The 12,149-nt window shown below is 67.3% G+C and carries 13 protein-coding genes; 4 read left to right on the forward strand and 9 right to left on the reverse strand.

Annotated elements, in window-relative coordinates:
* Window positions 1-308 (reverse strand): response regulator (locus ISS20_RS19515; protein WP_291438726.1); only part of this gene is annotated, 308 nt, incomplete at its 3' end.
* A gap of 140 nt (window positions 309-448) precedes the next feature.
* Here ISS20_RS19515 and ISS20_RS19520 point away from each other — a divergent pair.
* Window positions 449-844, forward strand: coding sequence for a DUF2845 domain-containing protein (locus tag ISS20_RS19520; RefSeq protein WP_291438729.1), 396 nt, complete (start codon window positions 449-451; stop codon window positions 842-844).
* A gap of 48 nt (window positions 845-892) precedes the next feature.
* On the opposite strand, the gene ISS20_RS19525 is transcribed toward ISS20_RS19520, so the two are convergent.
* Window positions 893-1,645 (reverse strand): TOBE domain-containing protein, encoded by a 753-nt coding sequence (locus ISS20_RS19525; protein ID WP_291438730.1) that lies wholly within the window; start codon window positions 1,643-1,645, stop codon window positions 893-895.
* A gap of 155 nt (window positions 1,646-1,800) precedes the next feature.
* Between ISS20_RS19525 and modA the strand changes: the two genes are divergently transcribed.
* The 3 genes from modA to modC are packed head-to-tail and all read left to right on the forward strand — an operon-like array spanning window position 1,801 to window position 4,316.
* On the forward strand, window positions 1,801-2,508 hold the full coding sequence (gene modA / locus ISS20_RS19530) for a molybdate ABC transporter substrate-binding protein (RefSeq protein ID WP_291438749.1): 708 nt from the start codon (window positions 1,801-1,803) through the stop codon (window positions 2,506-2,508).
* A gap of 39 nt (window positions 2,509-2,547) precedes the next feature.
* Complete coding sequence (gene modB / locus ISS20_RS19535; protein ID WP_291438732.1) at window positions 2,548-3,231, forward strand: molybdate ABC transporter permease subunit; 684 nt, start codon at window positions 2,548-2,550, stop codon at window positions 3,229-3,231.
* Window positions 3,228-4,316 (forward strand): molybdenum ABC transporter ATP-binding protein, encoded by a 1,089-nt coding sequence (gene modC / locus ISS20_RS19540; RefSeq protein WP_291438734.1) that lies wholly within the window; start codon window positions 3,228-3,230, stop codon window positions 4,314-4,316. The genes modB and modC overlap by 4 nt, the downstream gene beginning before the upstream one ends.
* A 63-nt stretch (window positions 4,317-4,379) precedes the next feature.
* On the opposite strand, the gene ISS20_RS19545 is transcribed toward modC, so the two are convergent.
* The 7 genes from ISS20_RS19545 to ISS20_RS19575 form a co-directional block, all read right to left on the reverse strand.
* Window positions 4,380-6,002, reverse strand: coding sequence for a sensor domain-containing diguanylate cyclase (locus ISS20_RS19545; RefSeq protein WP_291438736.1), 1,623 nt, complete (start codon window positions 6,000-6,002; stop codon window positions 4,380-4,382).
* 308 nt (window positions 6,003-6,310) lie between these two features.
* On the reverse strand, window positions 6,311-8,428 hold the full coding sequence (locus ISS20_RS19550) for a TonB-dependent receptor (protein ID WP_291438739.1): 2,118 nt from the start codon (window positions 8,426-8,428) through the stop codon (window positions 6,311-6,313).
* A 315-nt stretch (window positions 8,429-8,743) separates the two neighbouring features.
* A complete protein-coding gene (locus ISS20_RS19555) occupies window positions 8,744-9,205 on the reverse strand; it encodes a hypothetical protein (protein ID WP_291438741.1) in 462 nt (153 codons plus the stop codon).
* A gap of 55 nt (window positions 9,206-9,260) precedes the next feature.
* Window positions 9,261-9,890, reverse strand: a complete 630-nt coding sequence (locus tag ISS20_RS19560; protein WP_146870877.1) for a DUF3299 domain-containing protein — start codon at window positions 9,888-9,890, stop codon at window positions 9,261-9,263.
* 43 nt (window positions 9,891-9,933) lie between these two features.
* A complete protein-coding gene (locus ISS20_RS19565; RefSeq protein WP_056062836.1) occupies window positions 9,934-10,185 on the reverse strand; it encodes a hypothetical protein in 252 nt (83 codons plus the stop codon).
* 60 nt (window positions 10,186-10,245) lie between these two features.
* On the reverse strand, window positions 10,246-11,484 hold the full coding sequence (locus ISS20_RS19570; protein ID WP_291438745.1) for an FtsX-like permease family protein: 1,239 nt from the start codon (window positions 11,482-11,484) through the stop codon (window positions 10,246-10,248).
* A partial coding sequence (locus ISS20_RS19575) for an ATP-binding cassette domain-containing protein (RefSeq protein WP_291438748.1) occupies window positions 11,481-12,149 on the reverse strand: 669 nt, incomplete at its 5' end. The genes ISS20_RS19575 and ISS20_RS19570, both read right to left, overlap by 4 nt.

Genomic DNA, 12,149 nt, shown 5'->3' on the forward strand with positions numbered 1-12,149 from the left:
AAGGGCTTGGCCAGGTAGTCATCGGCCCCGGCCTCCAGTCCTGCCACCCGGTCCGTGACGGCAGCGCGGGCGGTCAACGCCAGTACCGGTGTGGTGCTGCCGCCATCGCGCAGGCGCCGCAGCACCTCCAGCCCGTCCAGGCCCGGCAGCGACAGGTCGAGTGTGATCACGTCAAACGCGGTGCGCCGCGCAGCCGCCAGGGCCTCCTTGCCATCGGCGCAGCACAACACCTCAAACCCACGGGCCACCAGACTGCGGCTCAGGGCCCCGGCCAGATCAAAATCGTCTTCGACCAACAGCAGTTTCATCCCCCGATCATGCCGCCTGTGGCGGGCTGGGGCCACTGTGCTTCTACGGACAGGCGATGAAAGCGAAGCGAAAGGCGGTGCACGCCCCTCCACGGCTGTGCCGCTGTACAGTAACGCGCAGTATTTTCGAAACCGCCTCCATGAGATACCTCCGGAACCAGACAGCGCTGCCAGGCCTTCATCCACGGACCTTGCAGCTGGTGGCAACCGCACTGGCCCTGTGCACGGTGCTGCCGGCCCAGGCCTCGCAGTCCCTGCGCTGCAATGGATCACTGGTGGGCAAAGGCGACTCTCCCGTGACGCTGCTGCAAAAATGTGGTGACCCCATCTACCGCCAGGGCGTGTGCGTTTCCATGCTGCAGCTGGGCTGGGTGGTGACGCCCTACCGCCCGGGCAGTCCCGCAGCGGTGCTGGCCAACCAGTGTGTGCCCATGGAAGAGTGGACGTACGACCGGGGGCCGGGCACCTTCCTGGGGGTGGTTCGCATCTACAACGGCACGATCGAATCCGTGCGCGACGGCGATCGCAGCAGGTAGCGGGGCCCGCTGGCCCGCCTGTCCAATGCGCTGGAAGGCCCTCAACCCTCAGGAAGCCGCGGCGATGACGATGCTGGATTCGTCAACAACCGCCGTGGCTTGCTGGCCCGCTCGAACCTTGGCTCCTTCAGCGGCAAAGCCCACCAGCTGGATGCCGCTGGGCAGCTGCAGCACCACCTCGGGGGCGGCGCCGCGAGCGACGCTCCGCACCACCCCGGCCATGGCATTGCCAGCGGGACTGCCAGGGGCCGGGGCCACCTGAACCGCCGTCGCCTTGCACAGCGCCAGCACACCAACCCCTGCCTTCAAACCCAGCAACTGCGCGCTGACCCGCGTGATGGACGCATGCAGCGCCTGCCCATCCGCCAGCAGCAGCTGCACACGCACCTGCCCTCCCACGGCCCGCACCTTGCCCACGGAGCAAGGAAACTGGTTGCGCATGCTGGTGCGCAGCGCCAGTGCGGCGCGGCCGGTCGCTGCGTCGTCGTCGCTCTTCAATCGGCCCAGCACCTGCTGGCGTGCATCCGCCAGCGCATGGGCCGCCTGCAGCACCCGCTGGCCGGCTGGGGTGAGCGCGGCCCCGCCGCCGCCGCTGCCGCCCACCACCTTTTCCACCAGCGACACCCCGGCCAGGTTGGTCAGCGTCTCCAGTGCCTGCCAGGCGGCCTTGTAGCTCACGCCCGCGCCCCGCGCCGCCTCGGAAATGGAGCCCACCTCACCAACGCGGCGCAGGATGTCGATGCGCTTGTCCGTGGCCTCGTGGCCCAGCACCTCGGCCAGCGGCAGTGAAGAATTGCTCATGCGGGGATGTTAACTGGGTGGTGCAGACGCTTGAGACACCGCTGTTCATCAACGGAATAGCGATGCGGCTGACATGCTACAGTATCGCTATTCCAATAAAGAATAGCGAGTCTGTCGTGAAGCGTTTCCTGTTGTCCCTGGCCGCCTCGTTGGCGATGGCGGTTTCGGCCCAAGCGGGTGAGGTGTCGGTGGCCGTGGCCGCCAACTTCACAGCCCCGATGCAAAAGATGGCCCGCCTGTTCGAGCAGGACACCGGCCACAAAGCCACGCTGGCTTTTGGCTCCACCGGGCGGTTCTATGCGCAGATCAAGAACGGTGCGCCGTTTGACCTGCTGCTGTCCGCCGATGATGAAACCCCGGCTAGGCTCGCCAAGGAAGGCCTGGCGGTGGATGCCAGCCGTTTCACCTATGCCATTGGCAAGCTGGCCCTTTGGAGCAAGCAGCCCAGCCTGGTAGATGCACAGGGCCAGGTGCTTCAATCCGGCACCTTCGACAAGATCGCGCTGGCCGACCCCAAGCTCGCCCCCTACGGTGCTGCCGCAGTGGAGGTAATGACCCAAATGGGCGTGCTGAACACTCTGCGGCCCAAGTTTGTGCAGGGCGAGAACATTGCCCAGACCCACCAGTTCGTCGCCACCCAGAATGCCCAGCTTGGCTTTGTCGCCCTATCGCAGGTGATGGCCGATGGCCGCCTGGTGGAGGGCTCGGTGTGGGCCATCCCTGCAGCGCTCTACACACCGCTCCGCCAGGACGCCGTGCTGCTGAACAAAGGCCAGGGCAACGCGGCAGCGGCGGCATTGCTGCAATACCTTAAGGGCGACAAGGCGCGTGCGGTCATCCGCGGCTTTGGCTACGAGCACTGAGATACTCACACCCCATCCACGCCACCGCCCTTTTCCTTTATGCCCCTGGGCCCTGAAGCACTGCAAGCCATCTGTCTGACCCTGCAGCTTGCCACCCTCACCACCTTCGTGCTGCTGTTGATCGCCACGCCACTGGCTTGGTGGCTGTCGCAAACCGAGTCGTGGTGGAAGGGACCCGTGGGCGCCTTTGTGACCCTGCCGCTGGTGCTGCCGCCCTCGGTGCTCGGCTTTTACCTGCTGGTGGCCATGGGGCCCGCCGGGCCGCTGGGGCAGTTCACGCAGGCCATGGGCTGGGGCCTGCTGTCTTTCACCTTCACGGGCTTGGTGATTGGGTCGGTGGTGTTCTCCATGCCGTTTGCAGTGCAGCCGCTGCAGCATGCCTTCGAGTCGATGGGCCGCCGCCCGATGGAAGTGGCCGCCACCCTGCGGGCCGGCCCGGTGGATGCGTTTTTCACAGTAGCGTTGCCGCAGGCCCGCACCGGTCTGCTCACCGCAGCCATCCTGAGTTTTGCCCACACCGTGGGCGAGTTTGGCGTGGTGCTGATGATTGGCGGCAACATCCCGGGCAAGACACGGGTGGTCTCCACCCAGATCTACGGCCATGTGGAGGCCATGGAATACGCCCAGGCGCACTGGCTGGCGGGCGGCATGGTGCTGTTCTCCTTCGTGGTGCTGCTGTGCCTGGCGCTGCTCAAGAACCGTGGCTCGCGGGTGCTGCCATGAGTGCGCCCGACGACCTGCGCATCCGGCTCACTCTGCCGCGTGCCGACTTTGAACTGGCCGTGGACCTCCACCTGCCCGGCAGCGGCATCACGGTGCTGTTTGGCGTCTCGGGCTCGGGCAAGACCAGCGTGCTGCGCTGCGTGGCGGGGCTGGAGCGCGCGCACCCCGGCCTGGTGGTGGTGGCTGGCGAGGTGTGGCAGGACGATGCCACCCAGGTGTTTCTGCCCACCCACCAGCGGGCGCTGGGCTACGTGTTCCAGGAGGCCAGCCTGTTCGAGCACCTGGACGTGCTGGGCAACCTGCGGTATGGCCTGAAGCGCGCCCGGTCTGCGCAGGCCGAGGCCACGCTGCAGACGGCCATCGAACTGCTGGGCATCGGCCGTCTGTTGCAGCGCCGGCCCGGCCAGCTCTCGGGCGGCGAGCGCCAGCGGGTGGCCATTGCCCGTGCCTTGGCAACTTCCCCCCGCCTGCTGCTGCTGGACGAGCCCATGGCCGCACTCGACCTGGCGCGGCGCCAGGAGATCATGCCCTGGCTGGAGCGCCTGCGCGACGAGCTGCACATCCCCATGCTGTATGTCACGCACTCTGCCGACGAACTGGCACGGCTGGCCGACCACCTGGTGGTGCTTGAGGGCGGCAAGGTCAAGGCCGCCGGGCCGGTGGACCAGGTGCTGTCGTCGGTGCACCTGCCCATGGTGCTGGGCGACGACGCGGGCGCGCTGCTGCGCGGCCAGGTGCTGGAGCGGGACACGGCCTGGCACCTGGCGCGCGTGGGCTTTGCCGGTGGCGCCATGTGGCTGCGCGACAGCGGCCTGCCCGTTGGCCAGGCGGTGCGGCTGCGGGTGCTGGCCCGCGACGTGAGCCTGACGGTGCAGGAGCCCACGCAGACCAGCATCCAGAACCACCTGCCCTGCGTGATCGACTCGGTCGCGCCCGACGCCCACCCCTCGCAGGCGCTGGTGCGGCTGCGCTGTGGGGAGTCTTTTCTGCTCGCGCGGGTCACCCGCCGGTCCCTGCATGCGCTGGGTGTGGTGCCCGGCAGCGCGGTGTGGGCCCAGGTCAAATCGGTGGCGATTGTTCCTTGAGGTGCCCACCTGCGGCCCTGCAGCCCGGATCCGCACGCCCTCGCAGGGCGTGGCCACGACGCCTTATGGGGCCACGCACACGCCCAATGACTGACTTTTGGCCTGGTACATGGCGGTGTCTGCCGCGCGCAGGTAGTCGTCAACCGTCGCCAGCCTGGATGCACTGGTGGCCAAGCCAACACTCGCGCCACTGATCACGGTGTGTTCGCCGATCACATAGGGTGCGGCAAGGGCGGCGGCGATCTGCTCTGCCCGTTGGCTGGCTTCAGCGGGGTCAATGGACTCCAGCAGCACATTGAACTCGTCGCCACTCATGCGGGCGACCAGATCCACCGCCCGCACGCAGGATTCGAGCCGCCGCGCCACCTGTTGCAATAGCTGGTCGCCCACATGGTGTCCGTAGCAGTCATTGACCGCCTTGAACCCGTTGAGGTCCAGCAGCAGCACGGCAAACATCGTGGCCCCAGCGCGTATTGGCTCGCCATCACCGTTCACCCCATCGTTCTGGTGCAGCGCGATGAGTTGTGCGAGGCGATCGCGGAACAACGGCCGGCCGGGCAAGTTGGTCAGTGCGTCGTAGGAGCTGCCACGCTCGGCCAGATCGCTCAACGATCCCGCCATGCGCATGGGAACACCGTCTTCAAACTCGGCGAGCCCGCGCCAATTGACCCACACCAGCCGCCCAGCCCCGTGGAACGCTCGGAAGTCCACCGAAAAGTTCGCGCTGTTTCCGGACAGATGTCTGCGGTAGGCCTCCTGCACGCGAGCGCGATCCTCGCGATCGATCAGTTGCTCGAGAAAGCGCCAGCCTCCGTCGTACACATGATCGCGGCTACCCAGCCCGACGATCTGGAGAAAGCGCCCGGACACATGCAGGGCGTCCGTTCGCAAGTCCCAATACCAGATGCCGTCATTGGATCCGCGGGTCGCCAGCGAATAGCGGTTTTCCGAACGCAACAGATCGAGTTCGGTGTTCTTCTGCTGGGTGACATCGATCATCAGGCCGATCATGCGGTTCGGGCGACCCGGTTCGACCACTGCGCGGCACAGGTCACGCACCCACACGACCTTGCCCGACTTGGCAATCAGCCGGTAGCTCATCTCGTAGGCATGGCTGTGCGTGGCGTTGTAGGCGGCATCGTCGATCACCAAGGCCTCCTCCAGATCATCGGGATGCACATGCGCCCTCCAGAAGCCCGGGTCAGCCCGCCACTCCTCGACGGAGTAGCCGAACAAGCGTTCGACCTGAGGGCTCAGAAAGGTATTGCCCACCCCGATTTCAGCCTCCCACACCACGCCATCAATGGTTTCCAGCAAGCGCAGAAAGCGCTGGCGAATTTCCACCAGCACCTGCTCGGTGACCTCGGTGATCTCGATCAGGACACCCTGGCGGCTGATCACCCGCTCTGCCGCATCCGTCTCCGGGTGGAACTGCAAACGCACCCAGCGGTAGTCCGCGTCGGCAAAGCGCAAGCGGAACACCGGCATGCCCGAGCGCATGGTGCCAATGTCGTCGGGATGCACGAACTCCAGCAAAGACCTGCCAAGCGCCGCTGCCACCGAGTGGCCGGTGAGCTTGTGCCACGCCGGGTTCAGATACGTGATCTCCCACAGCGCATCGGTCTGCACCACCGCCTCAGGAAGCAGTTGCAACAGGTTTGCGGACGGCGTGGGAGTGATGGGCATGCAGGGCTATTGCAAATGGGTCAGATTCATGCAGGGACGCGCCGAACAAGTCCTTCGCGCGTCGCGCAACCCGGCGTTGGGCGGCCTGCTGCGGTGCCAATCCCATTTCCGAATCGGTTGCGCGCCATCACCGGGACTGAGACAGCGTCGCCTTGACGGATCGAAATATCAACCACGTCAAAGCGAGTATGGCATGCATCCAAGTCACCTTTGGACTCGGTGGTTTGGGTGGTTTGGGGCCGGGAGGTGGGCGAGCCAGCAACGCCCTCCCCGCCGCTGGCTCGCTGACATCACGACGGCATCACCCGTCAGAACGCTACCTTCACCCCCACCGTCAGATTGCGCCCCATCAGCGGCGCTGCGTTCTTGATGAACGAGGTGTGTGCGTACGCAAGGCGGTCCGTCAGGTTGTTGGCCTTCAGGTACACCTGCCAGGGGGTGCCGCTGCTGAACTGGCCGTTGTAGCTCACGCCCAGGTTCAGCATGCCGTAGCCGGGCGTGGCGGTTTCAAAGTCGGCCACGCGGTTCTGGCGGGCCACCTGCACCCATTCCACCTGGCCTTCCCAGGCCTGCCAGTTGGCGTCCAGCCGCACACCGGCGCGGGTGGCCGGGATGCGCGGCAGCAATCCACCGCCATCCAGCCTGGCGCGCACGGTGTCGCCAAACAGTGTGATGCCCAGATTGCGCGTGAGGCGCTGGCGCACCTGGCCTTCGATGCCGGTGAAGGTGGCGTCGGCCTGGCTGTACTGCAGCAGTTGCAGGCCGTCCAGCGCGTCGAGCGTGCGGCCATAGATGTAGTTCTGGATGCGGTTGCGGAACACGCTCACGCCGAAGGTGGTGTCGCCGCTGGTCTTCTTCAGGCTCACATCGATGTTCTGCGAGATTTCGGAGCGCAGGTCGGCATTGCCCCGTTCGTACGTGCTGGTGGCCATGTGCAGGCCCTGGGCGTACAGCTCTTCGGCCGACGGGGCGCGGCTGGCGCGGGTGAAAGAGGTGCCCACCTGGTAGCCCGGCGTGAACTTCCACACCGCGCCCAGCGACGCCGAGGTACCGTTGTGGCTGCGCTCGATGCCACTGGTCTGAGCCTCGGCCGTCTGACGGTCATGGCGCAGGGCGGCTTCAAAGCGCCAGTCGTTCCAGCGGTACTCCTCCAGCACGAAGAGGCCTGTCTTGCGGGTCACGGTGGGCTGCACATAGGCCTCCTCGCCCTCGGCGCTGAACTTGCGCTGCGAGGTCTGCAGGCCGATCACGCCCTTGAAGCCGCCGATGGGCTCGTGTTGCAGCTCCACGCGTGTGTCGTAGGCCTTGTTCTTGAAGGTCGTGCTGATGGCGCCGTCTTCGACCTCGTCATGTTTGTAATCGGTGACACCCGCCCGCAGCCGCAGTGCCGAGAAGCCCGCAAACGGGTTGCGCAGCTCGCCCCGCACGTCAAAGCGTTCGCTACGCAGGTCCACCACCGGCACATCGCCTGCCGCAGCGTCATGGTCGTGGTCATGGCCGTCGGTTTCGTCGTCCGCATGGGCGCCGCAGTGCAGGTGGTCGCCATGGGTGTGGCAGCCGTCAAAGCTGTGGTTGTGACCAGGCAGGCCGTATTTGGCGGTCTGGCGGGTGTAGGCCGCACCCAGGTAGCCATGGTCGCCCACCCACGACAGGCCCACGCTGCCGGTGTCCGTGCGGTTGAAGCTGCCCAGCACTTTGCTGCCGCCCGACCAGCCCTTGCCCACGCGGTAGTCGCCCGCATCCCGCGCCACGCCCTCTACGTGCACAGCCAGGTTGCCCGCACCGCCGGTCAGTGAGAAGGCCCCAGCGCCCTCGCCCGCCCCCGAGTTGGCGCGCAGCTCGGCGCTGCCTTCGTAGCCCTTTTGCGGGATGGCGGTGGGCACCTTGCCGTCGAGCACGTTGACCACGCCGCCCACGGCGCCGTTGCCGTAGACCAGGGCCGAGGGGCCGCGCAGCACCTCGATCTGCGTGGCGAGCAGCGGCTCGGACACCACGGCGTGGTCTGGGCTGATGGTGGAGGCGTCGTGCAGCTCGGCGCCATCGCTCAGCACCTTGACGCGCGGGCCGTCCATGCCGCGGATGATGGGGCGGCTGGCGCCAGCACCAAAGTGGCTGCTGGTGATGCCGGGCTCGCTGTTCAGTGTTTCGCCCAGCGTGGCCTCGCGGCGGCGCACCAGTTCATCGCCTTCGAGCACGGTGGCGGGGGTGGTCATGTCGCTGGCGCCCAGTTGCAGGCCGCTGGCCGACACGGTGACAGCGGGCAGGCTGGGTGCGGCGTCCGCCGCCGCAGCGGGCACGGGCGCAGTCTGCGCCTGGGTGGCAACGCTGGTGCCGGACAGCGCCAGCAGAGTTGCCAGAGCCACTGGGTGGAGGGCCGGACGGGCGCGGCGGGAAATAAAGCGGTGGTTAGAAAGGGTGTGGGTCATGGTGGTGGCCTGCAACAAGGCATGCGCGGCGCTGGCGGTGCCAACGCGCCTGCGCATGCCGACCCGCGCCCTGGGCGCGAGTTGATGAATAAAAACCGCTGCAAGCGCCAGTGAAATATGCGCTAGCAGCTATGAAAACAGGAGTAATGATGGGCGGCGCGCCGTGGTACGGCCGCTGGCAGCTGCCAAATCGGCCTGCATACAGCGGCTTGCATACCGCGCCCTGCGCCAGCAGGCACAACACCGCCGCGTTGCCCTGCAAGGCACACAGCGGGGACGCCGGCTGAGAAGGTGGGGCTGGAGGTGCGCTGCGCGTCAGGCGACCGGTGGGCCGCGCGCGTGGAACAGCGCAATGTGGGGTGTGCTCGCCCGCCCTGCCGCATGCACGGCCTGCGACAGCGGCGCATCGGCCGCAGGCAGCGCCAGCGGGGCGGCATGCAATGCGTCGCCCAGCGCCAGCTGGTCGAGCAACAGGCAGTCCACTGGCGCGTGGTGGGCCAGCAGATAGGGGAGCCACAGACCGTGGCCGGGTGTGGCAGCGGGCCGCGCAGTGGGGGCCGGGTCCCACGCCGGCTGCCCGGGCAACGAAGAGGGCGCGGCCAGCAGCCCGGCATGGGCCTGGTCCAGCGCGCCCCCATGCACCACCTGGTGCAGCCGCCCAAGCGTGGGCACCACCACCAATGCCAGCAGCAGCCACGCCAACGCCACGCGCCGCACCACCGCGCTGCGCAGGGCGGCGGACGGCACGTGCAAAGGGCGATGGAAGGCGCGGGTCACGTCAGGCAAAAAGGGAAAGGATTGCGGCAGAGGCTGCAGCGGCAAAAGCCGTGGATTATTTCACCGGCACCGCGTCCACCACGCGGTAGTACAGGCCATATTGGTCATTGGGGAGCACGGTGAACTTGCCTTCCACCACCACGGGCTCCAGCGAATAGCGCACGGGTGTCTTGGCCTTGACCTCGACCATGCTCTCGGGCCCGCCCGGTGTGCAGAACGAGCAGGTCAGCGGCACGGAGGTGAGGATGAAGTGCGTCTGCGTCGGCTTGGCGTCCAGCGGCACCATGAAGCCCTGAATGCGCTGCGTGGTCTTGTCCATGCCCTTCTGGGCGTCGTTGAACACGGGCAGGATGCCGTCCTTGGTGGTCTTTTTGCTCAGGTCGGTCAGCACCGACCAGGGCACCACGTCGTTGCGCTGGGGCAGCGGGGCAATCGGGCTGTTGGGGCTGTGGTAGCCCGCACCCGACCCCGATGGCACGACAGTGCCTGCGCCCGCAGGCAGGGGCGACGACAGCACTGGCGCTGCGGCCGCGCCTTCCTTGGCGCGCTCAAAAGCGCCCGGCGCGGGCTTGGTGGCGCCGCCTTGCTGCGCGTGCGCACCGGTTGCCAGAACCAGCGTGGCGGCCAGACAAGCCACGCGAGCCATCAGGCCGGGGATGGGCAAGGGTTTCAAGGTGCAGGACATGGCGGGGACTCCGGGCGAACGAGCATCAAAAAAAAACGGGCGCTCAGTGTGCGTGTTTCATGCCGCAGTATTTTCCAATGGCCAGGTTCTTGCACGCCGCCTGCAGGTCTTTCTGGCACTGGTCGTGGCCCTTGCCGGACTCCAGGCACTTGGCGGCGGCCTCGTGGGCGGCAGCCATGGCACGGTGGCGGGCGACGTCTTCCTGGGTGTCCTTGTCATTGTGGGCTTGCGCGTGGGCCAGGGCACCGGCGAGCAGCATGGGGGCCAGGGCGAGAGCAGCGAAAAGTTTTTTCATGGAAAGACTTTCAGGTTGAGTGGCTAGAGGGTTTATGGAGGTCAGAACTCGGGGGCCGCATCAGGGCTGGCTCAACAAGTCGGCCACATCGGTGCGGTAGGCCTGCATGGCCGGCAGCAGCGCCGCCAAGGCCGCCACGCCTGCGGCCAGCAGCGGCACCCCGGCTTCGGCGGGCAGCCAGATCCAGCCCGTCACCGGCAGCAAGCCCTGCGCCTGTAGTGCCCAGCCCAAGGCCTGGGCCAGGCCGTGCCCCAGCAGCAGCCCCAGGATGGACGCGAGCGCGGCCAGCCACAGCGCCTCCCAAAGCACCAGCCCGGCCACCCGGCCCGGCGGCGCGCCCAGCATGCGCAGCATGGCCAGGTCGGCGCGGCGCTCGCGCACGGCATTCCACAGCGCGATGAACACGCTGAGCGCGGCCACGGCCAGCAGCACGCCGCCAAAGGCCCGCAACACGTCGGCGCCCACGCCCAGCAGGCGCAGCAGGCGCGTGACCTCGATGGCAGGCGCCGCCGCCTGCATTGAGGTGCCGCCGTTGATCAGGCGCGGCAACGTGATGGCCGCCATGGGCGTGCGGTAGCGCACCAGGGCCACGGTCACCTCGCGCTCTTCCTTCAGAATTTCCAGGTCTTCGGCATCGTTGGCTGTGGCGGTCTCGTGCACCATCCAGACGGATTCGGTACTGGTCAGGATCAGCCGGTCCAGCACACAGCCGCAGGGCGCGAGCACGCCGCTCACGCGATAGGGGTGGTCGCCGTGCGCATGCCCTCCTCCACCCAGGCCATGGCTGCCGATGAAGGTGGCGCCGACCAGAGGCGCGCCTTGGTGGCTAGCCTTGACAATGCCACGCGCCACGCTGGCGCCCAGCACCGCGTCCATGGGCTGCTGCCACAGCGCGCCTTCGGCAAATTGGGCCTCGTAGTGCGTGATGTAGTCCTGCGTGGTGCCCACAATGCGAAAGCCCTGGTAGCTGTCACCCAGGCTGAGCGGGATCACCTGCGCCACCAGCGGGTTCTTCTGCAGCGTCTGCACCTCTTGCAGCGGGATGTTGCCCATGGGCACGTCGATGTGGAACACGCCCGACAGGATGAGCTGCAGCGGGCTGCCCTTGGCGCCCACCACCAGGTCGATGCCACTCAGGTCGCGCTCAAACGCCTTGTCGAGCTGTGTGGCCACCAGCAGCACCAAAGTGATGGCGGCCAGGCCCAGTATGAGCACCAGCAGGTTGAGCACGGCGGCCAGCGGGCGGGACCAGAGGTAGCGCCAGGACAGGCGGGCGAGCTTGAATACTCCTGAATTCATAGCTGTTCAGGCATATTCAACCGGCGCTCCGTGCCGATTTCATTCAAATCGAGGGTCTGGACACCTGCCAGGGCAGACACCACACGCTGGTCATGCGTGGCTATCACCAGGCTGGCGTCGCAGGCCGCAGCACTCTGCTGCAGCAACGCCAGCGCATCTGCAGCGGCCTCGTCGTCCAGGCTGGCCGTGGGCTCGTCGGCCAGCAGCACCTGCGGCGCCAAAAGGACGGCCCGCGCCAGCGCCACGCGCTGCGCCTGCCCGCCGGAGAGCTGGTGCGGCTTGCGGGCGGCCAGCTCGGCCACCCCCACTTGGGTGAGTGCACGGTGAATGGCCGCATCGTCACGCGGCAGCCCGGCCGCAAAGTACGCCAGCGCCAGGTTGTCCGCCACGGTGAGTGCGCTGCTGAGATACAGCTTTTGCGGCAAGAAGCCAATGGTGCGCGCGCGCCAGGCATCGATCTCGGCCCCGCGTTGCGTGCCCAGCTGGGTGCCCGCCACAAACAGGTCGCCCCCGCTGGCGCCGCGCAAGCCCGCCATCAGCGCCAGCCAGGTGGACTTGCCAGTGCCCGAGCGCCCGCGCAGCAGCAGCGTGCCGCCTTGGCGCAGGTCCACATCCGGAAAGCGCAGCGGCGCGGCGCCCCCCGTGGCATAGGTGTAGGAAAGCCC

It is taken from the genome of Acidovorax sp., assembly GCF_016783915.1.
Classification (GTDB): domain Bacteria; phylum Pseudomonadota; class Gammaproteobacteria; order Burkholderiales; family Burkholderiaceae_C; genus Acidovorax.

Excerpts from the sequence above, each read along its gene's own strand:
- ISS20_RS19520 (WP_291438729.1), top strand. The coding sequence starts at position 449 with ATGAGATACCTCCGGAACCAGACAGCGCTGCCAGGCCTTCATCCACGG.
- ISS20_RS19525 (WP_291438730.1), bottom strand. The coding sequence starts at position 1,645 with ATGAGCAATTCTTCACTGCCGCTGGCCGAGGTGCTGGGCCACGAGGCC.
- modA (WP_291438749.1), top strand. The coding sequence starts at position 1,801 with ATGGCGGTTTCGGCCCAAGCGGGTGAGGTGTCGGTGGCCGTGGCCGCC.
- modB (WP_291438732.1), top strand. The coding sequence starts at position 2,548 with ATGCCCCTGGGCCCTGAAGCACTGCAAGCCATCTGTCTGACCCTGCAG.
- modC (WP_291438734.1), top strand. The coding sequence starts at position 3,228 with ATGAGTGCGCCCGACGACCTGCGCATCCGGCTCACTCTGCCGCGTGCC.
- ISS20_RS19545 (WP_291438736.1), bottom strand. The coding sequence starts at position 6,002 with ATGCCCATCACTCCCACGCCGTCCGCAAACCTGTTGCAACTGCTTCCT.
- ISS20_RS19550 (WP_291438739.1), bottom strand. The coding sequence starts at position 8,428 with ATGACCCACACCCTTTCTAACCACCGCTTTATTTCCCGCCGCGCCCGT.
- ISS20_RS19560 (WP_146870877.1), bottom strand. The coding sequence starts at position 9,890 with ATGTCCTGCACCTTGAAACCCTTGCCCATCCCCGGCCTGATGGCTCGC.
- ISS20_RS19565 (WP_056062836.1), bottom strand. The coding sequence starts at position 10,185 with ATGAAAAAACTTTTCGCTGCTCTCGCCCTGGCCCCCATGCTGCTCGCC.
- ISS20_RS19570 (WP_291438745.1), bottom strand. The coding sequence starts at position 11,484 with ATGAATTCAGGAGTATTCAAGCTCGCCCGCCTGTCCTGGCGCTACCTC.